At 72.3% G+C, this 25,558-nt stretch carries 24 protein-coding genes and 1 pseudogene; 9 read left to right on the top strand and 16 right to left on the bottom strand.

Annotated elements, in window-relative coordinates; translation table 11 throughout:
* Positions 1-190: 190 nt before the first annotated feature.
* Complete coding sequence (locus GA0070624_RS09655) at positions 191-928, top strand: DivIVA domain-containing protein (RefSeq protein ID WP_245718723.1); 738 nt, start codon at positions 191-193, stop codon at positions 926-928.
* 7 nt (positions 929-935) lie between these two features.
* Here the strand turns inward: GA0070624_RS09655 and GA0070624_RS09650 are convergent, their stop codons facing one another.
* Positions 936-2,276 carry a hypothetical protein gene (locus tag GA0070624_RS09650; protein ID WP_091339165.1) on the bottom strand — a complete coding sequence of 447 codons (1,341 nt, stop codon included), beginning with the start codon at positions 2,274-2,276 and terminating at the stop codon, positions 936-938.
* Positions 2,277-2,499: 223 nt separating this feature from the next.
* Between GA0070624_RS09650 and GA0070624_RS09645 the strand changes: the two genes are divergently transcribed.
* A complete protein-coding gene (locus tag GA0070624_RS09645) occupies positions 2,500-3,027 on the top strand; it encodes a SigE family RNA polymerase sigma factor (protein ID WP_091339162.1) in 528 nt (175 codons plus the stop codon).
* A complete protein-coding gene (locus GA0070624_RS09640) occupies positions 3,024-4,253 on the top strand; it encodes a hypothetical protein (RefSeq protein WP_091339159.1) in 1,230 nt (409 codons plus the stop codon). The genes GA0070624_RS09645 and GA0070624_RS09640 overlap by 4 nt, the downstream gene beginning before the upstream one ends.
* Positions 4,254-4,287: 34 nt before the next feature.
* Here GA0070624_RS09640 and GA0070624_RS09635 read toward each other — a convergent pair whose 3' ends face one another.
* Positions 4,288-5,511: an IS110 family RNA-guided transposase gene (locus GA0070624_RS09635; protein WP_091336056.1), complete on the bottom strand. Its 1,224-nt coding sequence runs from the start codon at positions 5,509-5,511 to the stop codon at positions 4,288-4,290.
* Positions 5,512-5,851: 340 nt separating this feature from the next.
* Complete coding sequence (locus GA0070624_RS09630) at positions 5,852-7,384, bottom strand: M1 family metallopeptidase (RefSeq protein ID WP_091339156.1); 1,533 nt, start codon at positions 7,382-7,384, stop codon at positions 5,852-5,854.
* Positions 7,385-7,555: 171 nt separating this feature from the next.
* Here GA0070624_RS09630 and GA0070624_RS09625 point away from each other — a divergent pair, with 171 nt between their 5' ends.
* Both GA0070624_RS09625 and GA0070624_RS09620 read left to right on the top strand, forming a co-directional pair.
* Entirely contained in the window at positions 7,556-7,990 is a 435-nt protein-coding gene (locus GA0070624_RS09625; protein ID WP_091339153.1) for a VOC family protein, read from the top strand.
* 170 nt (positions 7,991-8,160) lie between these two features.
* Positions 8,161-8,943, top strand: a pseudogene (locus tag GA0070624_RS09620) (helix-turn-helix transcriptional regulator); the annotation flags it as partial.
* 9 nt (positions 8,944-8,952) lie between these two features.
* Here the strand turns inward: GA0070624_RS09620 and GA0070624_RS09615 are convergent.
* From GA0070624_RS09615 to GA0070624_RS09590, 7 genes are all read right to left on the bottom strand, one after another.
* Complete coding sequence (locus GA0070624_RS09615) at positions 8,953-9,720, bottom strand: sterol desaturase family protein (protein WP_091339150.1); 768 nt, start codon at positions 9,718-9,720, stop codon at positions 8,953-8,955.
* 186 nt (positions 9,721-9,906) lie between these two features.
* Positions 9,907-10,278, bottom strand: coding sequence for a YciI family protein (locus GA0070624_RS09610; RefSeq protein WP_091339148.1), 372 nt, complete (start codon positions 10,276-10,278; stop codon positions 9,907-9,909).
* A 41-nt stretch (positions 10,279-10,319) separates the two neighbouring features.
* Entirely contained in the window at positions 10,320-10,550 is a 231-nt protein-coding gene (locus GA0070624_RS35640; protein WP_245718722.1) for a hypothetical protein, read from the bottom strand.
* Positions 10,551-10,577: 27 nt separating this feature from the next.
* Positions 10,578-10,979 carry a DUF998 domain-containing protein gene (locus GA0070624_RS35635; RefSeq protein ID WP_245718721.1) on the bottom strand — a complete coding sequence of 134 codons (402 nt, stop codon included), beginning with the start codon at positions 10,977-10,979 and terminating at the stop codon, positions 10,578-10,580.
* 78 nt (positions 10,980-11,057) lie between these two features.
* Positions 11,058-12,308 (bottom strand): RNA polymerase sigma factor, encoded by a 1,251-nt coding sequence (locus GA0070624_RS09600; RefSeq protein WP_091339145.1) that lies wholly within the window; start codon positions 12,306-12,308, stop codon positions 11,058-11,060.
* 71 nt (positions 12,309-12,379) lie between these two features.
* Positions 12,380-13,324, bottom strand: coding sequence for a hypothetical protein (locus tag GA0070624_RS09595; RefSeq protein WP_141714971.1), 945 nt, complete (start codon positions 13,322-13,324; stop codon positions 12,380-12,382).
* A gap of 153 nt (positions 13,325-13,477) precedes the next feature.
* Positions 13,478-14,848 (bottom strand): hypothetical protein, encoded by a 1,371-nt coding sequence (locus tag GA0070624_RS09590; RefSeq protein ID WP_091339139.1) that lies wholly within the window; start codon positions 14,846-14,848, stop codon positions 13,478-13,480.
* Between the two features lie 207 nt (positions 14,849-15,055).
* On the opposite strand from GA0070624_RS09590, the gene GA0070624_RS09585 reads away from it, so the two are divergent.
* Together GA0070624_RS09585 and GA0070624_RS09580 are read left to right on the top strand one after the other, a co-directional pair.
* A complete protein-coding gene (locus GA0070624_RS09585) occupies positions 15,056-16,321 on the top strand; it encodes an MFS transporter (protein WP_176731643.1) in 1,266 nt (421 codons plus the stop codon).
* An 8-nt stretch (positions 16,322-16,329) separates the two neighbouring features.
* Positions 16,330-17,820 carry a DNA-3-methyladenine glycosylase 2 family protein gene (locus GA0070624_RS09580; RefSeq protein ID WP_091348485.1) on the top strand — a complete coding sequence of 497 codons (1,491 nt, stop codon included), beginning with the start codon at positions 16,330-16,332 and terminating at the stop codon, positions 17,818-17,820.
* Positions 17,821-17,979: 159 nt separating this feature from the next.
* On the opposite strand, the gene GA0070624_RS09575 is transcribed toward GA0070624_RS09580, so the two are convergent.
* Positions 17,980-18,471, bottom strand: coding sequence for an Lrp/AsnC family transcriptional regulator (locus tag GA0070624_RS09575; RefSeq protein ID WP_091339133.1), 492 nt, complete (start codon positions 18,469-18,471; stop codon positions 17,980-17,982).
* Between the two features lie 104 nt (positions 18,472-18,575).
* Between GA0070624_RS09575 and GA0070624_RS34655 the strand changes: the two genes are divergently transcribed.
* Together GA0070624_RS34655 and GA0070624_RS09565 are read left to right on the top strand one after the other, a co-directional pair.
* A complete protein-coding gene (locus tag GA0070624_RS34655; RefSeq protein WP_091339129.1) occupies positions 18,576-19,763 on the top strand; it encodes an MFS transporter in 1,188 nt (395 codons plus the stop codon).
* Between the two features lie 127 nt (positions 19,764-19,890).
* Positions 19,891-20,259 carry a nitroreductase/quinone reductase family protein gene (locus GA0070624_RS09565; protein WP_245718720.1) on the top strand — a complete coding sequence of 123 codons (369 nt, stop codon included), beginning with the start codon at positions 19,891-19,893 and terminating at the stop codon, positions 20,257-20,259.
* Between the two features lie 4 nt (positions 20,260-20,263).
* On the opposite strand, the gene GA0070624_RS09560 is transcribed toward GA0070624_RS09565, so the two are convergent.
* From GA0070624_RS09560 to GA0070624_RS09540, 5 genes are all read right to left on the bottom strand, one after another.
* Entirely contained in the window at positions 20,264-21,091 is an 828-nt protein-coding gene (locus tag GA0070624_RS09560) for a PPOX class F420-dependent oxidoreductase (RefSeq protein WP_091339126.1), read from the bottom strand.
* 66 nt (positions 21,092-21,157) lie between these two features.
* Complete coding sequence (locus GA0070624_RS09555; protein WP_218105132.1) at positions 21,158-21,328, bottom strand: hypothetical protein; 171 nt, start codon at positions 21,326-21,328, stop codon at positions 21,158-21,160.
* A 210-nt stretch (positions 21,329-21,538) separates the two neighbouring features.
* The gene (locus GA0070624_RS09550; protein WP_091339123.1) at positions 21,539-22,744 is read right to left on the bottom strand and encodes an aminoglycoside phosphotransferase family protein; all 1,206 of its coding nucleotides are present in this window, start codon (positions 22,742-22,744) and stop codon (positions 21,539-21,541) included.
* Between the two features lie 108 nt (positions 22,745-22,852).
* On the bottom strand, positions 22,853-24,172 hold the full coding sequence (locus tag GA0070624_RS09545; RefSeq protein ID WP_141714968.1) for a hypothetical protein: 1,320 nt from the start codon (positions 24,170-24,172) through the stop codon (positions 22,853-22,855).
* Positions 24,173-24,335: 163 nt separating this feature from the next.
* Entirely contained in the window at positions 24,336-25,493 is a 1,158-nt protein-coding gene (locus GA0070624_RS09540; RefSeq protein ID WP_091339117.1) for a hypothetical protein, read from the bottom strand.
* Between the last annotated feature and the right edge of the window lie 65 nt (positions 25,494-25,558).

Below are 25,558 nucleotides of genomic sequence, written 5' to 3'. Positions count from 1 at the left end.
AGTGCTCACGCGTGCCGGCCGTACCGCGGAGGTACGGCCGGCGCCGGTAGGGCGGGCGGTCACGTTCCACGAATGACCGCCGGGCATGGCAGCCCGTCCTCGCGCTTGCGCCACACTGCGACGCTTTCGACAGCAGCCTTCGGGAGAGCGGGGCAGGGCCATGGAGCTTCGCAGGAGCCGATCCTTCCTGGTGGGTGGGATCGCGATGCTGGCGTTCGGTGTGTTCATGCTGCTGTACGGCCGAGCTGACGACTGGTTCCATGTCGTCGGGTCATTGATCATCAGCGGTCTGAGCCTGTTGATAGGCGGCGGGCTCGCCTTCTATGGGCTCCGGCCATTCAGGCTCCGGATCGGGCCCGAGGGGCTGACCGTGCGACTGCCCGGAGTCAACCGGCTGGTGCCCTGGGCCGAGATCGACGCGATCATCCTCGACCAGCCGCTGCCGGTTTTTGTCGGGAGAAAGACGCCATCCCCGTTGTTGTTGCTGGTGCCGTCCAGCCGCTCGACTCTCGATCGTCCGCTGACTCATCGCAGCCCCCTGGATGACCGTCCCTGCCTGGTCCTGCTCGACCTCGAGGTCGTCCGGCAATCGACGAGCGCGGTAGCGGCGGGCCTGGCCCGCTTCGGCGGCACTCGCTTCACGGATTTTCGGCAGGTGACCCGGCAACGTTTCGACTCGCCGGACTTCACCATTGGACTGCACGGATATGCCCCGGCCCGGGTGGATCACCTGATCAAGCGGGGCCAGGCGGCGCTGATCTCGGACGTGCTGTTGGAGCGCTACGGGGCGAAAGCAGTGATCGACCAGGCCCGCGAGGATCTGCCGATCGCCTCGCGCGGATACGATCGCGAGCAGGTCGACGCGTTCCTGGAAGAGCTTTCCGCCGCGCTGGCACGTTGGGATGAGGACAAGCGGGAGGCCGGCTAGCGAGCGGTCAACCCGTGGCCGGCTGATACACGTACACCGGCTCTTTCCTGCCGGCGCGCTCCGGGCACCTGCCGGTCCCGCCGCCGACCATGCCGACCCGCCCGTCATCGCACACGGTCAGGTATCCCTTGCCCGCCCAGAAGCCGTCCACGCAGGTGAAGTAGCTGCACACCCCGACAGCCGGCTCGTGGACGAGGTCGCCGCCGCAGTAGTTGTAGCCGTACGGATTCTCCGGAGCCCCGCACCGGTCCGCCGGCATCGCCGTCGGCGAGCCCGGCGAGCCGGGGGCCGGGCGGACCGGGCCTGGACCGGCATTCGGTGGTGGCGTGGCCCGCGGAACACGGCGGGGAGTCGGAGCCGACCCCAGGGGCGCGTCCGGGTCGACCGGACCGAGGGTCGGCACGCCGGCGGCATCGCCGGGAGTGGTCGTCGCGGGTGCCGATGAAGCGGTCGTGGGGGCGTTGCTGGGGGCCGGCGAAGCGGTGGTGGGAGCGTTGCTGGGCCCCGTCCCGGTGTCGGGAAGCGCGGTGCGCAGCGGTGCGTCGGGGGCGCCGCCATCGAAGGCGCCGCGCGGGCCGTCCGGTCCGCGCGAGCCGACCGTCATGGCGTACGCCGGGAGGGCGATGAGCGCGACGGCGGCCGCGACGATCGCGGGGTGGGCGAGGCGGGCCCTCGCCGGCGCCTGCTCCGCCGTGGCGACCACCGGCACCGGCGGCCGCGACCGCCGGTTGGCGGCCACCGCCGCGTCCAGCCGGGCGAGGACGAGCGGGCGCTGACCGATGAAATCCGCGTACGCCATGGTCAGCCGCAGCCGGAAGCGGGCCGCGTCATCCAGGGGCACGCGGAGGCCGGCGAGCGGCCGACCGTCGACCGTGTGCAGCAGCGTGATCGCTGCCGTCGGGTAGTGCGCGAGGCCGCTGAGCAGCGGGAACGCCCACTCGCGATCCTCCTCGCGGCCGAGGAGGATGACCCGGCGGTCGGTGATCACCGCCGTGCCGACGCCGGCCACCCGGATGCCGTGCGGCAACCGGCGGGCCCGCTCCGTCCGCCGGACGGGAACGACCGCGAGTTCGGGTGTGGGGAGATCGACGTGGCGGCCGGCCTCGACCTCCACCAGTTCCGCCTGCGGCTGCACGGCGACCACGACCTCGCCGTCGGCCAGGTCCACCGGCAGACCTTCCGGCGATTCGGCCGGGAACTGCTCGACCGCGGCGCGCAGGCGTTGCAGTCGGATCCCCCGCAGGGACCAGGCCTCGACGGCGTCCTCGTAGGCACGCCGCCGCCGCTTGTTCTCGCGTTTCGCCCAGCGGCCACGCCAACCCGAACCGGTACCCTCCAGCTCCGTCACCGGGGCCCGCGAAGGTGGCTCGGCATGGCGTGGGATATAACCCCTCAGGCCCGCGCCAGACACGCCCTCACCTCCTCGGTGGACCGGATCGGTCACCGTTCGCGTACCCACGGACGCGGTCTGCCACTCCCAGAAGCGGCCGCCATGCAACCTTTCGCCAACCCGGGTCCGACAAAGAGGCGACCAGAGCACGACCTCCACACACGTTGAAGAAGGGAGCAGGATGCGGCCCGACCTCGAGCGGGAGTACGTCGAGTACGTGACGGCGCGGCTGCCCCGCCTGCATCGGACGGCGTACCTACTCTGCGCCGACCCATTTGAGGCGGACGACATCGTCCAGGCGACGCTCACGGCGCTCTACGTGAACTGGAAGCGAGCCGCCGGCGCGGACAACCTCGACGGGTACGTGCACCGGATCATGGTGCGACGCCACCTCGACGAACGGCGGCGCAGGTGGTCGAAGGTGCTGCTCGGCGATCGCGTCCCGGAACTGTCCGCACCCGCCGACCACGGTGTCGAGGAGCGGGATGCGCTGGTGACGGCACTGCGGTCGCTGCCCAGGGGCCAGCGGGCCGTCGTGGTGCTGCGCTTCTTTGGTGATCTGTCGATCGAGGCGACCGCGGAAGCCCTCGGGTGCTCGACGGGCAACGTCAAGAGCCAGTGCTCCCGGGGTCTTGCCACCCTTCGCGAGGCGCTTGCTGGCACACGGCATCCGGTCACGGCCGGACAAGGAGCGAGGGATCAGTCATGAACGAGGAACAGGAGCTGCGGGACCGGCTGGCAGCGGTCGACGTGCCGCCCAGCCGCATCGAGATCGACGTACTGCTCCGCGCCGGCCGCCGGAGCGCCTTTCGCCGCCGCTCGATACAAGCGGCCGGGGGCGTGGCGCTGGCCACAGCCATGCTGCTGGCGGTGCCGTCGATCCTGACCAGGGCGGGGGCGCAGCCGGCGGTCCAGGCGGGTGCGGGCCCCGCCAAGGCCTCGGCGGAGGCGACCGCCTCGGCGGAGGCGACTGCCTCGGCGGAGGCGACTGCCTCGACCGGCCCGGCCGGCCCGTGCCGGATGACCGAACTGCCCGTGCCGTCCGGGATGAAGGACGTCGCGGCCGTCGCGGTGGATCCGACCGGCAGGTACGTCGTCGGGAACAACGTCGTCCGGCAGGACTTCCGGCCGGTCCTGTGGACCGACGGGCGGCCGCAGGCATTGCCGGTGCCCGGCAAGTCGGTCCAGGTGACCGCCGTCAACGCCAGCGGGATCGTGGTCGGCCTCGTGGAGGACACCCAGCACGAGTACGTCTTCCGCTACGAGAATGGCGCGTACACGAGGCTGCACACGCCACCGGGGGACTGGCACGCCTACCCGACCCCGGCGATCAACGCGGCCGGTGACGTCATCATCAACGTGGAGCCGCGCGGCAACGTGGAAGGCAAGGACAGCATCGTCCTGCTCTGGAAGGCAGGCTCGACGACCGCGGTCAAGCTGCCGCTTCCCGCCGGGGCCAACGCCTACGACATCACCGACGACGGCACGATAGTCGGCGCGATGTACAAGGACGGCCGCGCCACCGCGGCATACGCCTGGGACCAGCAGGGCAACGGCCGGAAGCTGGAGGTGCCGGCCGGCCAGACCGGCGCCGCCTACGCGGCACAGGGCGACTGGGCGACGGGCGGCATGTGGCCGTCGATGTCCGCCGCGCTGTGGAACCTCGAGACCGGCGAGGTGACCAACCTGAGGACGCCGAAGTCAGGAGTGACCGAATCGGGGACGCCGGGACCGGGAAAGGCGGTCAACGCCTCCGGCTGGGTCGTCGCATACGGCTCGGTGCTGCGTGACGGTGCCGCTGTCGAGCTTGCCGTGCCCGACGGGCAGACCAGTCGCGCGGCCGGCGTGTCCGACACCGGGCTGGTCGTGGGGCAGGCGCTGACCACGGGCCGCGACGACCACCAGAACCTCGGGCCGCGCATGTGGCGTTGTTGACCCGACCATGAAAGACATCCCAGGAGCTTGAATGTCAAGCAGCGGCCTCGTTGAGGTGATGCGACCAGGCGGTCGCCTCGTCGTAGAGCGCGCCGGTTTTGAGGCATCCGTGCAGGATGCCGACGAGCCGGTTGGCGAGTTGCCGCAGCGCGGCGTTGTAGCTGGCGCCGCGGGCGCGTTGCCGGTCGTAGTAGGCGCGGGCGCCGGGCGAGGTGTTCAGCGACGCGAACGCTTGGGTCATCAGCGCGTCGATGAGCCGGTCGTTGTGCACGAACCGGGCAGCGACGGTGCGTTTCTTACCCGAGGCGCGGGTGATCGGGCTGGTGCCGGCGTAGTTCTTGCGGGCCTTGGCCGAGGTGTAGCGGTCGGCCGCGTCGCCGAACTCGGCGAGCACCCGGGCGCCGAGGATCGTGCCCAGTCCCGGTTGGGACAGGATGATCTCAGCGTCCGGGTGCTGGCCAAAATAGGCCTCGACCTGCCCTTGCAGGGCCTTGACCTGCTCGTTGAGCGTGCCCAGGACCGCGATCAGCGCCCGGACCGAGGCGGCGTAGGCGGCGGTGACCACGGCGGGCTGGCTGAGGTGCTCGGCGCGCAGGACGGCCTGAATCGCTGCGGCCTTGGCCGGGATGTCGCGGCGGCGGGCCCGTTTGAGGGCCGCGCTGATCTGGCTGATGCTCAGCCTCGCGGCGCTGGCCGGGTCCGGGGCCCTGGCCAGCAACTCAAGGGTGTCGGCGGCGTCGAGATCGTCAAACGCGGCCAACGCGGCAGGGAAGTACTCCCGCAACGCGTGCCGCAACCGCTGGCTGGCGCGGGTGCGTTCCCAGATCAGTGTCTTGTGCATCCGGGCGACCACCTTGACCGCCTCGGATCCGGCACTGTCACCGGCGACCCGGCGCAGTTGGTGGCCGTCGGTACGGACCATGTCGGCCAGCATGTGCGCGTCGGCGGCGTCGCTCTTGGCACCGGACACCCCGAGACGGTCACGGTAACGGGCCGCCTGCAACGGATTGACCGCCAACACGGTGTACCCCGCCGCGATCAACGCCTGCACCCACGGCCCTCGGTCGGTCTCGATCCCAATCGTGACCTGCCCGGCGCCGTCGGCGTCCTCGCCGAGCTGCGCGCCGATCATCGCGTGCAGTCGCGTGATCCCTGCGACGCCCTCGGGCAACCTGGCCCTGGCCAGGGTGCGCCCAGCCGCATCCATCAACTCAACGTCGTGATGGTCTTCGGCCCAGTCATCTCCCACGAACAGCACCGCGTCTCCCGCCTCCGATCGCAAACACGGTCAGTAGCCGGCAGGAGAACCATCAGCGACCTAATGAAGCAGTGCTCACGCCACAACCGGGCGGGCACGACATCCCATCAGCGATCAACTCTCCTCACCGACCGGCAGGGGCACGATCTTTCATCAGGACTCGACGTCCAGGAACAGCAAGTGCTCACCCGCCGGCGGCTACCTACCCACCAGGAGTTTGCCGGATGGCTCACTCCCAGAACTCATTAGGAGCGGCCGGTGGCGAACAACGCCACCGGCCGCACCGCTTATCGGAGATCGTCACGCCCGGCCGACTCGGCCGGGCGCCCGATTCGTTGCGTCAGTGATTGCCGAGCCGGTCCAGGCGCTCCCGCAGCGCCCGCACCACCGGCGGGACCTTTGTCGATGCCCCGGCGCGCATGGTGGCCGCAGCGGCGGTGCCCGGGTACGGCGGCTTGCCCTCCTGGAACAGCCAGGCGTCGAAGAGCGCGTCGAGCTGCTGACCGGAGATCCGCTCGGCCAGCGCGATGAACTCCGGCGTGGAGCCGTTGCCGCCCGCCTTGCTCGCGGCCCAGGTGCGCATGATGGTCCAGAAGGCCGAGTCGCCCACGGTCATCCGGAGGGCCTGCAGGGTCATCGCGCCCCGCACGTAGACGGTCGCGCCGAACAGGTCGTTGACGCCCGGGTCGCCCGGCGGCGGGCTCCAGTAACCGGCGTCCAGCGGCTGCGCGTACAGGAAGTCGAAGATCTCCTGCGGCGTGCCCTCGCCCAACCGGTCGCTCCACAACCACTCGGCGTACGTCGCGAAGCCCTCGTTGAGCCAGATGTCGCGCCAGAAGTGCACCCCGACGCTGTCGCCGTACCACTGGTGGGCCAGCTCGTGGGCGACCACGTACGTCTCAAAGGTGTTCACGCCCGGGGCGAAGAAGTACTTCGAGTAGACGGTCCGGGTCTGGTTCTCCAGTGCGAAGAACAGATTGTCGTAGTCGTCGACGATCGCGCCGTTGGCCTCGAACGGGTACGGGCCGAACTGTGTGGCCAGGAAGTCGGTGATCTCGCCGGTACGACCAACCGCGTCGTCGGCGAGGTCGGGAGGCAGGTCCGGGTCCACCGCGATGACCATCGGCCGCCCGCCGTGCGTGCTCTCGCTGATCCGGAACCGGCCGATCGTCGCCGTCGCCAGGTAGCTGATCATCGGCGTGGTCTGCTGCCACCGCCAGGTGGACCAGCCGTTACGGGTGCTGGTGCCCAGGTGGATGCCGTTGCTGATGGCGGCCAGGCCCGCCGGCACGGTGATGGCGAACGTGTAGCTGGCCTTGTCGAGCGGGTGGTCGTTGACGGGATACCAGGCGGCGGCCACCTCCGGCTGACCGGCCACCACGGCACCGTCGTCGGTGTGCATCCACCCGGTCTCGATCGTCGTCCCGGGCAGGGTGAACGTCTGCGGTACGCCGTGGTAGCGGACGTCCACCGTGAACGGACGCGACGCGTGCAGCTTGCGCTGCGGCGTGACGGTCAGTTCCTGGCCGGCCCGTGACCACCGCGCCCGCTTGCCGTCCACGGTGATCGCATCGACCGTCAGCCCGACCAGGTCGAGGTTGAAGCTGGACAGGTTCTGGGTCGCGGTCGCGCGGATCACCGCGTGGCCGTCCAGGCGGTCGGTCGCCGGGTTGTAACGGATCGCCAGGTCGTAGTGCGCAACGTCGTACCCGCCGTTGCCGTAGTTGGGGAAGTACGGGTCGCCGAGTCCTGGCGCGCCGGGCCGGAAATGCCCTCCGCCGCCGGGGTCCGCATTGGCAGTCGCGGCGGTCAGCAGCGCCATGGTCAGCCCGGCCGCCAGGGTCGCCGAGAGCTTTGTCCTAAGTGTCCTCATGGCCCCCTCCATGAATCGACAGCAGTCCTCGCAGCCTCGCACAGCGGGCTCTCGGAAAGCATCGAAAGATGCGAAGGCGTTACGAGTTGGTGACTGCGAGTACTGACCGGGTCCGCCTGCCACCAACCCAATCGTGGCCGGTGGGCGGGGCGCCGGCGGTACGGTGCGGGGATGGAGCAGCGCATCAGTCTGATCACGCTCGGGGTCGCCGATCTGGAGCGGGCGCGGGTGTTCTACGAGCGGCTCGGCTGGCAGGGCCGGGAGGTCGAGGAGACGGTGTTCTTCCAGGCCGGCGCCATGGCTGTCGTGCTCTGGGGGCGCGACAAGCTGGCCGCCGACGCCGGCCTGGCCGACCAGGGCTCCGACGGCTTCGGCGGCATGACGCTGGCGCACAACGTCCGGTCGCAGGACGAGGTCGACCAGGTCCTCCAGGAAGCGGCCGCCGCCGGAGCGGAGGTGACGCGGCCCGCGCAGGAGACCTTCTACGGCGGGTACGCGGGCAGCTTCGCCGACCCCGACGGCCACATCTGGGAGATCGCCTACAACCCCGGCTTTCCGCTCGGCCCGGCCGGCGAGATCACCGTGCCGAACTTCAGCGCGCCATGACCGGACAGCACGTGGACGCCACGAACGCCGCGTCAGTCGCCGACGAATGACACCTCCCTGGCGTCCGCGTCGGGCGCCCAGCATCTGGCTCACTTCAGGCCATCGAAGAACTCGCGGATGTCCCGCACCAGCACGTCTGGCGCCAGCTGCGCGGCGTAGTGGCCGCCCGGGGCGCCGGCACCGCCATGCCACCGCTGCTACTCGACGACGAGGAGGCGGTGGCCGTCGCGGTCGGGCTGTGCACGGCCGCCGGCGGCACGATCGCCGGCATCGAGGAAACCTCGACACGGGCGCTCGCCAAGCTGGAACAGGTGCTCCCGGCGCGCCTGCGGCACCGGGTCAACGCGCTGCAGGCGTACACGGAGCCGGTGCCCGCGGATCGGCCCGGGCCGACCGTCGACCCGCGGGTGTTGACCGTGCTCGCCGCCGCCTGCCGGGATCAGGAACGCCTGCGGTTCGACTACCGCGGGCACGACGGCTCGGCCAGCGTGCGGGCGGTCGAACCGCACCGGCTGGTCTCCTGGGGGCGGCGCTGGTACCTCGTCGCCTGGGACGTCGACCGCGACGACTGGCGCACCTTCCGGGTCGACCGGATCACCCCGCGCACCCCGACCGGCCCGCGCTTCCCGCACCGCGAGCCGCCGGAGGGCGGTGCGGCCGCATATGTGGCCCGCGGCGTCTCGGCCGCGGCGTGGCGCTACCAGGCCCGGGTCGTGGTGCACGCCCCGGCGGAGGTGGTGACCGAGCGGATCAACCCGGCGGTGGGCGTGGTGGAGGCCGTCGACGAGGGCACCTGCGTGCTCGACACGGGCGCGGACAGTGTGCACACGCTCGCCGTCTACCTGGGCATGCTCGACCTGGACTTCGAGGTCACCGACCCGCCCGAGCTGGTCGCCCACCTGCGGACCCTGACCACCCGCTACGCCCGTGCGGTGCAGGTGCCGACCGGATGAGCGCCCGGGTCAGGCCACCAGGGCGTACGGCTCGGGGTCGGTTGACAAGCGGCGCTGGTCGTAGTCGGTGGCGAGCGTGCCGAAGAGCCGGTCCCAGATCGACGTGTAGAAGCCGAGGTTGACCGCCGGCTCGACGTGGTGCCCCGCGTGCAGCGTCGGGGTGGCGATCCAGCGGAACATCCGGCTGCGCCGGGCCGCCGGCGGGAGCACCTCCACGCCCAGGTGCCCGAAGATTCCGAAGATGAGATTCACCGCGGTGTAGGCGAGGATCGCCCAGACCGAGAATGCGTGTATCGCGAGCGCGGCCAGCCAGAGCCCGCCGAATCCGAGGATCTCCAGCGGGTGGAGCGCGTACAGCGTGGCGGGGCGGGCGTCAACGAACCGGTGGTGCAGCGCGTGGGCGAGCGGGAAGAGCCGGGGCCGGTGCGCGACCGCGTGCCCGCCGTACATCAGGAGGTCCATCAGCAGGAGCAGCAGGACGAAGTCGATCAGGGCGCGGACGCCGGCATCCGGGTTCAGGTGAATCGTGCCGGCCTTCCACAGTCCCCAGCCGGCGACCGTGACCATCGAGTTCATCAGGATCGCCCCGCCGGCGAGCCAGACCTGCAGCCGGCTGATCCGGCCAGGGTCGGGCAGCAGCCGTACGACCGTCGGCAGCCGCAGCATCGCGTTGCCGACACCGACGGCGATCAGGAAGAGGATGACGTTCTCCAGCAGAGCCAGCCCGACCACCTGGCCGACGTCGAGTCGCCACGCCCAGTCGAGGACGGCATCCATGTTCCCGAGTATTCGCAGGAGAGCTGCCACGCAGAAGACGCCTCCTGGCGTTTCCCTCCCAGCGCGCACAGGGACCACGCCGACGATTCCGGCATCTGTCCCATCGGGCGATCCCCAGATGTGACACCAGGAATGGCGAGGCGGGCAGGTGCCCCACCGGGTGCACCTGCCCGCGCCTCAGATCGGTCAGGCGAAGTCGGACGGCTCGCAGACCCGCCGCACGTCCACCTCGACGTCGATCCCCTCCTGCACGAAGACGTCGATGAACCGCTTACCCCACTCCACCGCCTCCTCCTTCGACCGCACCTGCACCAGCGCGAAGCCGGCGATGAGTTCCTTGGTCTCGGTGAACGGCCCGTCGGTGACCGTGGTCTTCCCCTTGGCAGTGGTGAGCCGGGTGGAGTCGACCTTGCTGGGATGCAGCCCTTCGGCGGCGAGCAGCACGCCGGCCTTCGACACCTCCCCGATGAAGGCGTCCATCCGCTTCATGAACTCCGGGCTCGGGTTGAAGGCGCCGGGAGTGTCCTCGTCCAGCTTGTGCATGAGCATGAACCGCATCGGTGAGGTTCCTTTCTGGTGAGGTGCGCCGGAGCGGCGCATCAGGTGAGGTCCGCGCGGACCCGGGCGGATACCGCGGCGAGCCAGCCGAAGATGAAGAACGAGCCGAGGGCCATCCGGACGCTGATGCTGTCCTGGTCGGGCCAGGCCATGACGACCACGGTCGCCAGCGCGCAAAGCACCGAGAACACCGCCCAGCCACGCCGGCCGGTGCGCAGGAAGCGCCGGGCGAAGACCAGGCAGGCGACGGTCAGCGACCCGAAGGCCAGCATCGCCCCGACCCCGTGCCCGACGGCGTGTCAGCTCAGCGTCTCCGGCGATCCCTCCGGCGCGCCGGCGGGCCAGCCCATGCTCGGGTCGGCGCGCAGCACGCCGGCGACGATCAGCCCGGTCCCGAAGGCGGCCACCAGCGCCGGCCCCCACGTGCCGGCCGCCGTCCCCCGCAGCGCCCGTCGCAGCCCGGCGGCCCCGGCGAGGGCCAGCAGCCCGGAGAGTACGAAGTTGGCGATCTGGATCCAGCCCAGCTCGCCCAGGGCGAGCAGGCTCAGCGGCTGGCGGCTCAGGTCGTACCCGTCGCGCAGGAGCACCTGGCCCGCCGCCGCAACCCCGAACACCGGCCCGGTGGCGATGCCCGCCGCCAGCAGGGTCCGTGTCGACACGGCCCGGGTTACCCCGGCTCGCGGCATCGTCGTACTGGTCATGTCGATCTCCTCGTCATCGGCTCTCACTGACGCGTCGATCGGGGCGGCCGGGATCCGACATCGCGGCTCAGAAAATTTTCAGCAGGCGGCGGCGCGGGCGAGCAGGAGCGCCCGCTCGCGGGCGTTGCCGGTCAGCGAGGCCGCCCGCTCGAACTCCACCCGGGCCTCGTCGTGCCGGCCGAGCTTGGCGAGCAGGTCCCCGAGCACGCTCGGCAGCAGGTGGTAGTGCGCCAGCGCCGGCTCGTCCGCCAGTGCCCGCGCCAGCTCCAGGCCGGCGGCCGGGCCGTCGGCGAAGGAGACGGCGACGGCCCGGTTGAGCTCCACCACGGGCGAGGGCACGAGCCGGGCCAGCTCCGCGTACCGCGCGGCGATCCGCGCCCAGTCGGTCTCCTCCGGGGTACGCGCCCGCGCGTGACAGCCCGCGATCTCCGCCTGGAGGGCGTACGGGCCGGGGTCCCCTCCGAGCGCCTGGGCCCGGTCGAGGGCGGCGAGCCCGCGGCGGATGAGCAGCTGGTCCCAGCGGCCGCGGTCCTGGTCGTTCAGGAGGATGGGTACCCCGTCGGGGCCGGTGCGGGCGGCGGTGCGAGAGGCCTGGATCTCCAGCAGCGCGGCCAGGCCGTGCACCTCGGGCTCGTCGGGCATCAGCCCCTGCAGCACCCGGGCCAGGCGCAGCGCCTCCCCGCAGAGCGCCGGGCGCATCCAGTCGTCCCCGGCGGTGGCCGAGTAGCCCTCGTTGAAGATCAGGTAGATGACCTCCAGCACGGAGGCGAGCCGCTCGGCGCGTTCGGCCGGCCCGGGCACCTCGAACGGCACGTGCGCGGCGGCGAGGCTCTGCTTGGCCCGGGTGATCCGCTGCCCGACCGTCGACTCGGAGGTCAGGAAGGCCCGGGCGATCTCCTCGGTGGTCAGGCCACCGAGCAGCCGCAGGGTGAGCGCGGCGCGCGCGATCGGGGACAGGACCGGGTGGCAGGCGACGAAGATCAGCCGGAGCAGGTCGTCCTCGATCCGCTCCTCGAACGCGGCGTCGAAGTCCGGCGTGAACTCCTCGGCGCCGAGGTCGCGGCCGAGCTCGGCGACCTTGCGGTCCTGGGTCTGCCGGCGGCGCAGGGCGTCGACCGCCCGCCGCTTGCCGACCGTCATCAGCCACGCGCCCGGATTGGCCGGTACGCCGTCGCGCGGCCACTGCTCCAGCGCGGCGACCAGCGCGTCCTGCGCCAGCTCCTCGGCCTGCCCGACGTCGCGCACGACCGCGGCCAGGCCGGCGATGACCCGCCCGGATTCCATCCGCCACACCGCCTCGACGGTGCGGCGCGCCTCGCACTCCCCCATGGCCACTCATCAGAGCAGCCGGCTCGGACGTTCTCAACGACGTCGAGGAAAGACTGGTGGCGCGGAACCGCTCAGCCGCTGATCGTCAGCGGGACCGGCAGGCCCTGCTGGACCTCGAGGACCGCCCGCTCCCTGAGCGGTTGCGCCAGCTCGACGGTGGCGGTCCGCCGCGCTCCGATATCCCCGCACGTCTCGCGGTCGGCGTGGGGGTGCTCGATGACGATCACGACGACGGCATTGCCCGACTCGACGGCCTCCGCGCTGTAGTCGGCGCCGCACGGCTGGCTTTTCGGGTCGGGGGAGCCGGTGAAGGCGACGGTGAGCTGCCGGCTCGTTGTGGTCCCGGTCGCCGAGTCGATCCGCAGCCCGCCGTGCGGGTGGTCGGCATCCCAGGGTGGTGGCGTCACCTCGATGGCGGGGGCGGCCGCGATCCGGGTCAGCCGCACCGCCGTACCCTTGAGGGTGTATTCCCAGGCCGGCGCCGTCGCAGGGCCGCGCGTGGTGGGGATCCGCACGGTGGTCAGGCGCGCGGCGGTGGCCTCCAGGGGTACGCACCCGGAGCAGCCGCGCCCGCCGGCCGCTCTCATCTGCGCCAGGGTCTCCTCGGCCGACATCAGAGGGACGGGCTGAGTCCTGCCGGTCTCCCAGACCACCGTCCCCGTCTTTTGCCCGGCCGTGGGCAGCGCCTCGGCGGGGAAGACCTGGCCCGCCAGCAGCGCCAGCTTGTTGTTGTCCCCGTTCGCCGGTTCCCAGTCGCCGAGCTGACCGGTCAGGTCCCCGACCGGCACGAAGCCCTGCGCCCCACCGGCGTCCCGGACCGCCTGGTCGTACCGGGCCAGGGCGTCGCGCGCCTGCTGGCGCAGTCGGTCCAAGCCGTCCTCAGCCCGACCATTCCCACCGGCCCCGTCCCCAGCCGGTCCGCAACCGCCGAGCATGGCCACCGCCGCGATCCAGAGCATCCAGCGCCCTCGGACCATCCCCGCCACCTCCACGCCCTTCGACGCACGATTGCCCACCAGAGTTCCGGCGAAAGAGCGTGCGTCTCGACGACGAGGACCGCGACCTCATCGCGGAAACGCTTGCCAAGGTGCGCGAAGCCACACCCGACGAAATCGGCTGGCGAAGACTTGGCGAGCGGTTCGGGGACCTCGGGTTCCGTGCTGACGGGGTCAGCCGCCGGTCAGCCGCCCATGACCGCGGCTGACCGGGCGGTCGTCACTCGCCGGCGCCATCCCGTAGACCGGATCCTTCCTGCCCTGTCGGTCGGGACAGGTGCCGATCTTCCCGCTCACCATGCCCACCGTGCCGTCACCGCACCGGATCAGGTAGCCCTCACCCGCCCAGAAACCGTCCACGCAGACGAAGTAGCTGCACACGTCGGCGGCTGGCTCGAAGACGAGGGCGCCGCCGCAGTAGTTGTAGCCGTACGGGTTCTCGGGCGCGCCGCAGCGATCGGTCGGCGTCGGGGCGGACGGGGTCGGGGAGGCCGGCGCGGAAGGCGTCGGCGAGGGGCGCCTGGGCCGGTCGACGGGACCCGGGGCGGGAGCCGGCGGGACGTCCCGCGGGTTGCGCGCAGTTGCCGTTGCCGCCGGCAGGGGCACCACCAGGCCGACCGGGCGCAGGATCTGCCCCTCGGCGCCCGCCTCGGGGTCCGTCCCAGGGGTCGTGGTCGTGCCGGGCGGTTCGGGGGCGCTGCTGGCCGCCGGCCCGACCTCGGTGGCCGGGCTGGGAGTGGCAAGTACAGCGGGGATGCCGCCGTGGGCGGGTAACGCGGTGGGCGGGCGGTACTGCGCTTCCGAGCCGGTCATCGTGGCGAACGCCAGCGCGACGAACAGCATGCTGGCGGCGGCGAGCGCCGGCCGGGCCAGTCGGGCACGCGCCGGTGCCTGCTCGGCGGTGGCGACCACCGGCGCCGCCGGCCGGGACTGCCGGTTGGCGGCTACCGCCTCGTCGAGCCGGGCAAGGACGGCGCCACGCTGGCCGGTGGCGTCGGCGTACGCGAGGGTCAGCCGCAGCCGGAAGCGGGCCGCGGAGCCGAGGGGCACGCGCAGGCCCGCCACCTCACCATCGTGGGTGTAGAGCAGGGTGATCGGCACCGAGCCGTCGTGCGCCAGGCCGCTCAGCTCGGCGTACGTCCACTCGCGATCGTCCTTGCGACCCAGCAGGAGGAGCCTGCGGTCGGTGACCACCGCGATGCCGGCGTCGACCACCCGGAGGCCGCGCGGCGGCCGGGCTTCCGGCTCCGCCCGCTCTACGGGAATGACCGAGAGCTCGGGTACGGGCGGAACGGTGTCATCGACGGCCGGGACCTGGATCAGCCCGGTGGAAGGCTGCACGAGGATGACGTTCTCGTCGTCGGGCAGATCCACCGGCACGCCGGCGCGGGTACGCCCCGGGATGTCCTCGGCGGCGGCCCGCAGACGCTGCAGTCGGACACCCCGCAGGCACCAGGCCTCGACGGTGTCCTCGTAGGCGCGTCGCCGCCGGGCGTTCTCCCGACTGGCCCAGCGGGCCCGCCAACCCGATTCGGTGCCGTCCACTTGTATCACCCCAGGCCGCCTCTCACGAAGATGTTTCGGCGTCGCACCCGGTACAACCGCCGAGTTCGCTTTAGGTCACGCTTTGACTACGGCGAGGGTGCATTTCCGCGGCCCCGGCACGTCGAGTCCAGTGGCACGATTGCCGGCTTGACTCAGTTGGCCGATTCCCGCCAGCGTCGCCCAGCGGCTCGCCTGAAGCATGGACGCGTGATCGACAAGAGTGGGTCTCCGCTGAGCAACGCCGCGTTCCGCCGGGTGTGGATCGGGGCGACCGTGTCGGCGGCCGGGGATGCGGCGAGCTGGGTCGCGTTGGTGGCGTACGCGTTGGGTCTGGCCGATGGCAGCGTGGCGACCCTTGCCGTGCTCTACACGGCGCCCGTCGCGGTCGGTGGGCTGGTCGCCGGCTGGGCCCTTGACCGGTATGACCGCCGATGGCTGCTCGTTGGGGACAGCCTGTTGCGGGCAGTGGTGTTCGGCACGGTGCCGCTGGCGGCGGCACTGGGCGGGTTGACAGACACCCACCTTTACCTGGTCGCTGCGGTGTACGGGCTGTTGAAGATGACCAGCCTGGCCGGGTTCCCGGCGCTGATTCCGGTGCTGGTGCCGCCCAGACAGCTCATGGCGGCCAACGCCCTGGAGTCGGTGAGCTTTGGGATCGCCGGTCTGGTCGGCGCGGTGGGCGCGGGCATTGCGGTGGCCACGGTCGGACCGGGGTACGTGGTGGCTGTCGATGTACTGAGCTATCTCGTCTTCGCGGTGTGTCTGGTCGGCACGCGGATCAGCGGCAGGCCGGCGCGGGCGGTCTCCCGGCCGGCCGCAGCGCGCCGGCGTCGCGGTGGGCTTGGCCCGGTGCTGCGGCTGATGGTCCGCGAGCCGGTGCTGCGCGATACGACGATCATGTTCGCGCTGTTCAACATCGGGGAGGGTGCCCTGCTGGTGGTGCTGCCCGAGCGCGCGGTCGAGTTCGGGCTCGGTGCTGGCGGGTACGGCTACCTGGTGGCCGCAGTGACCGGCGGTGAACTGCTCGCCGCGCTGGTTCTGCTGCGCTGGTCCTGGCGGCCGTCGCTGACGAGGTCCGTGGTGTTGGCGTCGCTGGTAGCCGCGGTCGCCGTGCTCGCCGTGCTGGCGCCGTCGCCGTGGATGGCCGTCGTTGGCCTGGTCGGGTTGGGTGGCTGCGCGGCGGCGATGACCACCTGGGCGCAGACGCTGCGGATGACCGCCGCCCCGGCCGGCGTGCACGGGCGGTTGTTCGCGCTACTGCGCACGCTGATGCAGGCCACCCCGCCGCTGGGTGCCGGGTTGGCCGCACTGACCCTGCGAGACGGCGTTGCCGCCACGGTGCTGGCGATCTGCGCGCTGATGGCGGTGCCCGCCCTCCTCTTCGCCCGGGACCTGACCGCAGCGGGAGCACAACTCGCCGCCGACCGCGGTGTGCCCGAACCCGATCGGGCTGCGATCGGCGGCCAGGCATGATGGGCGAGATGGAGCTCGACTTCGAGCGGTGCTACCAGGCCACCCGTAGCCGCGATCCGCGGTTCGACGGCTGGTTCATCGTCGGGGTACGCACCACCGGGATCTACTGCCGGCCGAGCTGCCCCTCGCCGGTCTGCCCGAAACCGGCAAACGTCACCTTCTACCGGACTGCGGCTGCCGCTCAACTCGCCGGACTGCGCGCCTGCAAGCGCTGCCGCCCGGACGCGGTGCCCGGATCGCCGGAGTGGAACACGCGAGCCGACGTGGTCGGCCGGGCGATGCGGCTGATCGCGGACGGCGTGGTGGACCGCGAAGGCGTGCCTGGGCTGGCCCGGAAGCTTGCGGTCAGTGTCCGGCATCTGCATCGACTGCTGGTCGAGGCGGTCGGTGCCCCGCCGCTTGCCCTGGCTCGCTCCCAGCGGGCGTACCAGGCACGGCTGCTCGTCGAGACCACCGGGATGCCGTTCGGTGAGGTCGCCTTCGCCGCTGGCTTCTCCAGCATCCGGCAGTTCAACGACACCCTCCGCGAGATCTTCGGCGCCACGCCGTCGCAGCTACGCGCGGCCGCGCGCCGGCGCGACGACCGGCACCCGGGCGGCGGCCTCACGTTGCGGCTGGTCGTCCGGCAACCGTACGACCCATACGGGGTAGTCGGATGGTTGGCGGCCCGCGCACTGCCAGGCATCGAGGAGTACGCCAACGGCACGTACCGTCGCGCCCTGCGGCTACCCGGTGGGCCCGGCACCGTGACCCTGCGCCCCGCACCCGCCCACGTGCAGGCGACGTTCCGGCTGGCCACCGTGGCCGACCTGGGCGCCGCCGTAGCCCGCTGCCGGCGCCTGCTCGACCTGGACGCCGACCCGGGCAGCTACCTTCCCGTGCTGGCCGCCGATCCGGCCCTCGCACCGCTGACCAAAGCGGTGCCCGGCCTGCGGCTACCCGGCACAGTGGACGGTGCGGAGACAGCGCTGCGCATCGTGCTCGGTTCGCACGCGGCGAGTCTGGTCGCGGCGCTCGCCGATCCGTTGCCCAGCCCCGATGGCGGGCTCACCCACACGTTTCCGGACCCTGCAGCCATCGCCGCCGCTGACGACCTCGCTCTGCCCGAGGCCCGAGCGAGCGCGGTTCGGGAGATGGCTCAGCTGCTGGCTACCGGCCAGCTGCGCTTGGACGAGGGCGCCGACCGGGTGGCGGTCCGGCGCAGCCTGCTCGCCATACCCGGTCTCGGGCCCGCCCAGATCGATGACCTCATGCTGCACGCGCTCGGCGACCCAGACGCCTTCCCCGCCGCCGGCGGCGAGCTGCAGACGGCGGCTAGGGCGTACGGGCTACCCGCCGACACAGCCGGCCTCGCGCGGCACGCCGACCGGTGGCGGCCCTGGCGCGGTTACGGGGCCCACCTGCTGTGGCGAACCCCGTCAACGTCCTTCTTGCAGGACCATCCGCAGGTACTACGAAGGCGGGTGGTCGGCCTGGTGGGAGATCGCCAACCCCCATGAGGATGCGTTTCTTGCCGCGGGAGTGCGGGCGTCAGCGGACGACTTTCCGCAGGTGTCTGCGGCGTTGGAGACGGCGGTCGCGCTCGCCGGGCCGGCGCTGGTGGCGATCGGCACGCTGACCAGTTCCCGCGACGTCGACCCCGCCTAGCCCTGTCTTGTTTACCGGCTCCAGCCGGAGCTCTGCGTCGCCCGGCGGGACTCGGCCTTCGCCGGTTGAACGGGCCGGCCTTCGTACTGCGTCGACAAGACGACGTGGGAGTTCATCTCGCCGTGCTCGCCGAGGCGTTCGAGCAGCCCTTCCAGGTGCGGCATCGACGCCACGCGCACCTTCAGCATCGAGCAGGAGCTGCCGCTCAACTTGTGCACCTCCACGACTTCGGGAAAGTCATCGGCGGCCGTCGTCTTGAGCAGGCAGCGGCCGAGCGCACACCGCAGTTGAACGAACGCGGTCAGCGGGAGGCCGGCGCGGGCCGGATCGATCCGGGCCTGGTACCCGGCGATCACCCCGGATTCTTCGAGCCGCCGCACCCGCTCGGCGACCGCGGGCGATGACATGTTCACCAGGCGCCCGAGTTGGTTGTAGGACAGGCGTCCGTCGCGCTGCAGCTCGGCGATGATGCGCCAGTCCGTCTGATCCAGCGGTTTGCTCATCTGGCAAGCGTCACGCCTCTCTGCCTTGCAATCAACAGGCGATCAGGCCCGATCAATGCTCAACGCCCATGTAGCTGAGCGGCCGGGCTTCCTAGCGTGGACGTGTGCTCATCACCTCGCCGCCAGCTGCCCGGCAGACCACGCGTACCCGCGCCACGGCCGCGCTCTTTGCGACCGCTGCCCTGATGAACGCCGCCATGGCAGCCGCCAGCCCGGTGAGCACGATCGTCGCCGCGGACCGGCTCGGTGCTGTCTGGGGCGGCGTTCCGAACACGGCAGGCATCGTCGGCACCGGTATCGGCGCGATCGCATTGACGCGGACGACAAACCGCTGGGGCTGGCGGGCCGGTCTCGCCTTCGGGTACGCCGCGGCGACGGTGGGCGGAGCACTCGCGATCGCCGCGGTGGCCCGCAGCGACATCACGATCTTGAGCATCGGAATGCTGCTGCTCGGGCTCGGCAACGCCGGGGCGCTGCTGTCGCGTTACGCCGCCGCCGAGCTCTACCCCGTGCAGCGGCGCGGATTCGCGATCGGCACCCTGGTCTGGGCCGGCGCCGTCGGCGCGGTCGGCGGACCGCTGCTGCTCGCGCCGGTGAGCGTCACCGCAAGCCATCTGGGCTGGGTGGCACTGTCCGGCCCGTTCCTCTTCTCGTCACTGGCGAGCTCGGTCGCCACGGCCGCGGTGTTCTGCCTGCCGGCTGGCGGGGCTGAGCCGGTTCAGGCGCGGGGCCGCCTCCGCGACCTGGTACGGACGTCGCCGGCCCGGTCGGCGTTAGCCGTCATGGCGACCGCACAGGTGGTCATGGTGGCGGTCATGACCGCGGCGCCGCTGGACATGCACCTGCACCACCATGAGGTGGGCCGGATCGGCATGGCCCTGTCCGCGCACACGCTAGGCATGTTCGCGTTGTCACCGCTGACCGGACGGCTGCTCGATGGGCTCGGCGCCCGACCCGTCATGCTCGCCGGACTGCTCACCCTCGCGATCGCGACCGCCTCAGCCGTCACCGCGCCACACAGCCAGCCCGTCCTTCAGACCGCGGCGCTGTTCCTGCTGGGCTACGGCTGGAATCTCTGCTTCATCGGCGGCAGCGGCCGGCTGGCCAGCGGCCTACCGGCGGCGGACCGGGCGCAGGTGGAAGGCGCCGTCGACGCGGCAGTGTGGGCGGCCGCGGCCACCGCGAGCCTGGCATCCACCGCCGTCCTCTCCACCGGCGGGTACCCGCTGCTCGCCGGGCTGGCGGGCTCACTCGTGGTGCTGCCAGCGGTCACGCTTCTCAACCGGAAATAGTCGGACCGCACCAGCAACTTCTGCGCCCCGTGAGGTGTCCGTGGCCGCTGCTACTGCCGGGGATTCGGATCCCGCCGCGAGCGCCCGCGAAGGTCCATAGCCTGGCAAGCGGAGGCACATCGGGACGTTGACGGAGGACACCGTGACCAAAGCCGTCAGGGAAGCGCTTGAGGGCGTCAACGAGGTCGAGCTGACCGTGACCGGCCGGAAGACCGGACGGCAGATCTCGCGCCCCGTGTGGTTCGTGCAGGAGGAAGAGAGCATGTTCCTGATGCCGATCACCGGCTCGGACAGCCACTGGTACAAGAACGTACGGCAGACACCGATGGTGCAGGTGGCCGCGAACGGAATGGCGTTGAACACGACCGCCACACCGATCACCGAGCCGGACCGGGTCCACCACGTGGAAGCGATGTTCCGCGACAAGTACGGCCCGGATCAGGTGGAGCAGCACTACCCGAAGCGCGACGTCGCAGTTCAGCTCTCACTCATGTAACCGCTCACCTGCGCACCCCTTCGACGTCCACCGGGAGCGTTCGGGAAGGCGCGGCTGGCGTCGCCGGCATCAGTTCAAAGTGGACCGTACGACCGGTCCTGCTTCGCCCGAGCCGGTGCATCGCGGGCACGAGCACCCCGTGCAGCATCGGGTGCTTGCGCACCAGCGCCCGGCTGGCGGCGTCGTACTCCGCTCCGGTCAGCCGGCGGGCGGTGGCCTCGATCGCCGGGCCGGTCGGCGTGCCGCGCCCGGTCGACGGCGCCACGGTGACCCGGGGGTTGTTGCGCAGACGCCGGGTCTTCCAGGCCTTCTCGAAGCTGCGTACGTACGCCCGCTCGCCCGCGACGGCGATGCTCACCGGCGTGGCGACCGGGGTGCCGTCGCGGCGGAACGTGGTCAGCGCGACGGTCTTCTGCCGGTTGAAGGGCGCCCAGGCCGGCGAGGACGCCGGGTCGACCTCGCCGACCACCCACCCCCGCTCCCGGAGGCGGATCACCAGCGCCACGAGGGCGAGCAGCGCCGACACCCCGACCACCCAGGTCTGCGCCGGGCTGCCGCCCAGGTCCGCGTCAACGGCGTGCGTCACCGTGTGGGCGATCCCGCCGACCAGGTAGCCGGCGAGGGCCACCGCGAGCGCGTCCGTCCAGATCGTGGCCAGCAGCAGGGTGGCCCCGATGCCGAGCTGGAAGGCGCCGACGTCGTGCACGAAGTGTTCGTGCGGCGGGAAGTTGACTGCCGTGCTGAAGGATTCCGGCCGGAGCAGCGCCCAGACCCCGATGACGACGGCCACCAGGCCGAGCAGGACGGCGACGGCACGAACGATTCGTCTCATGCCACCGAGACGGGACACGATCCGGTCATGTGACGCGCTCGCTTCTGCTGCAGCGTGGCGAGGCGATCAAGGGCGAGCCGCCCGCCGGCGCAGAACGAGCCGGCTCTTGCGCTCCCGAAGCTCCCGCGCCGCCTGACCAAGCTCGAACGCGATCCGGGCGGCATCGTACGCCTCGGCGGCGCCCGGCTCCGCCATCCGGCGCTCGCGCAGGTCGTCCCACTCGGCGTGCTCATCCATCACTCGGCCCCCTCGACCCTGCCGCCCTGCCAGCCATCACTCCTGAGCCCAACGACGGTCGGCGCGCGTGGTCATGTGTGGCCCTGGTCACGTCCTGGTCACATCCTTCTGCGCCATCAAGGACCACATCCGCGGGCTCCGGAAGCAGAGGCTGGATCGACTCTGACGGGCTCGCTTCAGACCAGGTCGCGTCGTTCTGCACTCACCTCGTCAAGGAAGCGGGCGAACAGCCGCCTGACCCTCGGGGAACGAGGTCAGCGCAGCCCGGTCCAGGCAGGCCGGCACGTCGTTGACGTGGAACGGCCGTTCGCTCGGCTCGATGCCGGCGAGGAACATGGCGAAGACGGCGGCGAGGCGCAGCGCGGCGACCGGGCGGAGCAGCGTGACCGCCCGCTCCGGGTCGCAGCCGGGCACGTCCGCGCGCCACCGGGCGGCCCAGGCCTCGAGCAGCGGCCCGGCCGTCGCCGGGTCGAGGGTCTCGGTGAGCCGCAGGATGTCGAACGCCGGGTGGCCGACGAACGAGTCACCCCAGTCGATGATGACCCGCCGCTCGCCGTCGCTCCGCACGTTGCCGGGGTGCAGGTCGCCGTGCACGAGGGTGTCGGGCAGCCCGAAGCGGCGTACCTCCTCGAGGCGGGCGTCGAGCCCGGTCAACAGGTCCGCCACGATGGAGGGATCGTGCGGGGCGAGCGCGGCGCGGATCCAGCGGGCCAGCGCCGAGCCCCGCCGATCGGGTAAGCCGGCCGCGACGAGCCGCGCCACGTCGCCGGCGGCGCGGAGCTGGATGGCGTGGTGGTCGGCGGCGATGGCGGCCCGCTCGTCGCTGCCGGCCTCGTACCGGTCGTCCCCGGGCACGTGGTCGAGCAGCATCCGGCCGGATCCGTCGTCGGCGAGCAGGGTCGGTGCGGTGCCGGGCACCGCGTGGCCGAGCCAGCGCAGCACGGCGGCCTCGTGCCGGAGGAACGCCGGCACCTGCTTGAGCCAGGCGCTGCCGCCGTCGCCGTCGAGCCGCCAGATGGCGGACAGGTTCCAGGCTCGCTGCTGCGCGACGACGGTCGCCGGCCGGCCCAGTCGGCGCAGCTCGGCGGTGGCCCAGGCGAGGCTGCGGGCCGGGCCGCCCGGCTCGGCCCAGGGGGCGCGCAGCGGTTCCGGCGACAGGTCCACCGACACCGGATCCAGCGGCACGGACGGCCGCCCGGGCACCTCACCCAGGTAGGTGACGTGGCCGCCGGGCGGCTCGGGGCGGTCGGCGGCGAGCAGCCGTAGCACCGCCACGTCGAGGCCGTGCCGCCGCCGGGCCTCGGCGACCACCGAGGCCACCTCCTGCCACCAGGGCTCCGGCAGGTCGTACGGCGGGAGGGCACCCAGCGGCACGCCGGCGTGGTCGACCAGGACGAGGGTCACGGTGCGGGACACGGCCGGGACGGTAACGCTGGGCGGCCGACGTGGCGAGCGGTTAACCAGCGGCCGGGCCGGCGGAGGCCGGCGTTCCGAGTCGGACGGGAACCCGTGGGACAGGCCCGGTCAGGCGTCGTAGACGTCCTGCTTGGTGCCGCCGTGGCCGCCGCAGGGTTGGGTCCCCATCCCGGTCATGCTGACCAGGCCGTCGTTGCACAGCACCATGTAGCCGTTGCCTTCCCAGAAGGTTTCGACGCAGGCGAAATAGCTGCACACGTCCGCCTCTGGGTCGTAGATGCGGGACCCGCCGCAGTAGTTGTAGTTGTACGGGTTCTCCGGCGCGCCACAGCGGTCCGCCGGGATCGGGCTCGGCGAGCTGGCGGAGGGGCTCGGCTGGGGGTTGCCGGTGTCGCCGGGATCCGGCGGCTGGGGAGGACTGAAGGAAGGGCCGCCCCTGCCCGGGTTCGGCTCGCCGGAGGCGCCCGGGCCGGCAGTTGGTGCGGTGGTACCCGGATCGGGACGACCGGGCACCGGGGTGCCGGTGGCCCCGGGGCTGATGGTGGGGGTGGAGCTGACCGGCGTCCCGAGGCCGGTGGACGGCGAGGGCTCGCCCGGGTCGGTCGGATCCCCATCGACACCGCCGTCCATCTCCATCCCGACCACCGGCCGGTCCAGCGCGGACCAGCGGACCGCGCCCGCGGTCGCCGCCAGGGCCACCAGCACCGCGACGGCGGCGACCAGCACCGGGCGGGCGAGCCGGGCAGCCGCCGGGGCTTCGGCCGGCGTGGCCGGAGCCGGCACCTCGGGTTGCTTGTGCCAGTGCGCCACCACCGCCTCGTCGAGCCGGTCCAGCAGCGCCTCCCGCTCCCCCACCGCCTCGGCGTACGCCAGGGTGAGCCGCAGCCGGAAGGCGGACGCATTGGCGTGCGGGACCGCCACCCCCTGGATCCTTCCGCGGCCGTGCGGGTGCAGCAGGCTCAGCGGCAGCTTTGCGTGGTGCGCCACGCCGGCCAGCCACTCGTACGGCCACTCTCGGATGCCGCTGCGCCCGACGAGGATCAGCCGGCGGTCGGTGATCACCGCCATGCCGGCGTCGACCACCATGACGCCCTTCGGCAGCCGGGGCGGGCGGCCGGTGTCCTCGACGGGTACCACGGTCAGCTCGGGCGCGGGCAGGCCGGCGGTGTGCCTCGCGGTGACCTCGACGAGTTCCGCCGAGGGCTGCACGGCGACCAGGACCTCGTCGTCGTCCAGTGGCAGCGGCAGCGCCGCCGCCGGCTCCGCCGGCTCCGCCGGCTCCTCGGCCCGCGCGTAGATCCGGCGCAGCTCGTCGTCGCGTCGCCGCCACTCCTGCAGGGCGGCCTCGTACGCCGTGCGCCGCCGCTCGTTCTCCCGTTTCACCCACCGGGCACGCCAGCCGGTAGCCGTCCCGTCCGTCGCCGTCACCGGGTCGCCTTTCATCGCAGAGGGGTTCCGCGTCCACCGTGTACAACCGCCCGGGCCGGCGAAGGTCACGCCGCGGTCACAGAGCAGTTCGGTCGATTCATCGCGGTCGAACGGCGGATGCGGGCGGGTGGGCGTCGGGTACCGGGCGCGGGGAGGCAGGCCGTCAGGTCCAGACGGTGCGGCGGACGCCTTCGTGGCCGGCACAGGCCTCCGGCTGGCCACCGGTCAGGCTGACCACCCCGTCCCGGCACTGCACCAGATAGCCGCGGCCGGACCAGAAGCCGGCGCCGCAGTGGAAGTAGTCGCAGATCCGCTTGGCGGGCTCGCGGATCCGGGAGCCGCCGCAGTAGTCGTACCCGAACGGGTTGACCGGGGCGCCGCAGCGCCGCTCACCCACCGGCTGCGGCTCGGACGTCCGCTTCGGCGGCGCGGTGGTCCGCCGGGGCTTCGGCGTGGTGGTGGCCTCGACCTTGACCATCGGGGCGACCGGTCGGGGCGGGGGCGTCGCGGTGCCCGCCGGGGTGGCCGCGACGGCGACCTCCGAGCCGGGCCGCACCGGCGGGTCGGATTCGAAGAGCATCGCGGGGACCACCAGCGCGAGCGCCGCCGCCACCGCGACCGTGCGCCGGCCGCCCGGCACCAGCGCGGAGCGCCGGGCCTGCGCCGGGCTGACGATGCCGGGCCGGAACGGCCGGGTCTGCGCGTGCTCGGCGATCAGCTCGTCGAGCTGGGCGATCACGGCGGCGCGCTGCTCGATCATGTCGGCGAAGGCCAGGGTCAGCGTGAACCGGAAGTCGGCGACCGCGTCGGCGGGCAGCAGCAGGCCGGAGGTGCGCCGCCGGTCCAGGACCTGGATCAGCGTCACCGGAGCCGCCGGGTCGTGGGCGAGGCCGCGCATCCGCCCGTACGCCCAGTCGCGCCGGCCGCGCCCGCCGAGCAGCAGCAGCCGGCGGTTGGTGAGCACCGCGAGCCCGGCGTCGGTGACCTTGAGCCCGGCGGGGCGGCGCGAGCGCACCGCCGGCGGGCCGGGGTCGACGGTCAGCTCGGGGGCCGGCAGGACGGCGGTGTGCCGCGCCTCGACCAGCTTCGCGCCCGGCAGCGACCAGAAGACGACCTCGCCGGGAGCCAGCTCCAGGGGCAGGCCGGTGCCGGCATCGGCCGAGCCCTGGAAGGACTCGGCGAGGGTACGCAGCCGGTGCAGTTCCTCGCCGCGGTGTCGCCACGCCTCGTCGGCGTCGCGGAAGGTCCGCCGGCGCAGTTCGTTCTGCCGCTGCGCCCACCGGTAACGCCATGTCGAACCCGTCGAATCAGTCTTCGCCACGCCGACTCCTCCGCCGCGCGAGCCACCAACCGGGTGTCATCCACATCAACCGCGGCGGGAGGCCG

This window comes from Micromonospora rhizosphaerae (assembly GCF_900091465.1).
Taxonomy (GTDB): domain Bacteria; phylum Actinomycetota; class Actinomycetes; order Mycobacteriales; family Micromonosporaceae; genus Micromonospora; species Micromonospora rhizosphaerae.
Note: the sequence above shows the minus strand (reverse complement) of the source record. Positions and strands in the feature narration are given on the sequence as shown.

What these genes read in the sequence shown, in the direction of transcription:
- GA0070624_RS09615 (WP_091339150.1), bottom strand. Translation starts at nt 9,720, where the DNA reads ATGGATGCCGTCCTCGACTGGGCGTGGCGACTCGACGTCGGCCAGGTG.
- GA0070624_RS09645 (WP_091339162.1), top strand. Translation starts at nt 2,500, where the DNA reads ATGCGGCCCGACCTCGAGCGGGAGTACGTCGAGTACGTGACGGCGCGG.
- GA0070624_RS09575 (WP_091339133.1), bottom strand. Translation starts at nt 18,471, where the DNA reads ATGAGCAAACCGCTGGATCAGACGGACTGGCGCATCATCGCCGAGCTG.
- GA0070624_RS09555 (WP_218105132.1), bottom strand. Translation starts at nt 21,328, where the DNA reads ATGGATGAGCACGCCGAGTGGGACGACCTGCGCGAGCGCCGGATGGCG.
- GA0070624_RS09580 (WP_091348485.1), top strand. Translation starts at nt 16,330, where the DNA reads ATGGAGCTCGACTTCGAGCGGTGCTACCAGGCCACCCGTAGCCGCGAT.
- GA0070624_RS09640 (WP_091339159.1), top strand. Translation starts at nt 3,024, where the DNA reads ATGAACGAGGAACAGGAGCTGCGGGACCGGCTGGCAGCGGTCGACGTG.
- GA0070624_RS35640 (WP_245718722.1), bottom strand. Translation starts at nt 10,550, where the DNA reads ATGCTGGCCTTCGGGTCGCTGACCGTCGCCTGCCTGGTCTTCGCCCGG.
- GA0070624_RS35635 (WP_245718721.1), bottom strand. Translation starts at nt 10,979, where the DNA reads ATGACCAGTACGACGATGCCGCGAGCCGGGGTAACCCGGGCCGTGTCG.
- GA0070624_RS09610 (WP_091339148.1), bottom strand. Translation starts at nt 10,278, where the DNA reads ATGCGGTTCATGCTCATGCACAAGCTGGACGAGGACACTCCCGGCGCC.
- GA0070624_RS09600 (WP_091339145.1), bottom strand. Translation starts at nt 12,308, where the DNA reads ATGGGGGAGTGCGAGGCGCGCCGCACCGTCGAGGCGGTGTGGCGGATG.
- GA0070624_RS09630 (WP_091339156.1), bottom strand. Translation starts at nt 7,384, where the DNA reads ATGAGGACACTTAGGACAAAGCTCTCGGCGACCCTGGCGGCCGGGCTG.
- GA0070624_RS09560 (WP_091339126.1), bottom strand. Translation starts at nt 21,091, where the DNA reads ATGAGACGAATCGTTCGTGCCGTCGCCGTCCTGCTCGGCCTGGTGGCC.
- GA0070624_RS09625 (WP_091339153.1), top strand. Translation starts at nt 7,556, where the DNA reads ATGGAGCAGCGCATCAGTCTGATCACGCTCGGGGTCGCCGATCTGGAG.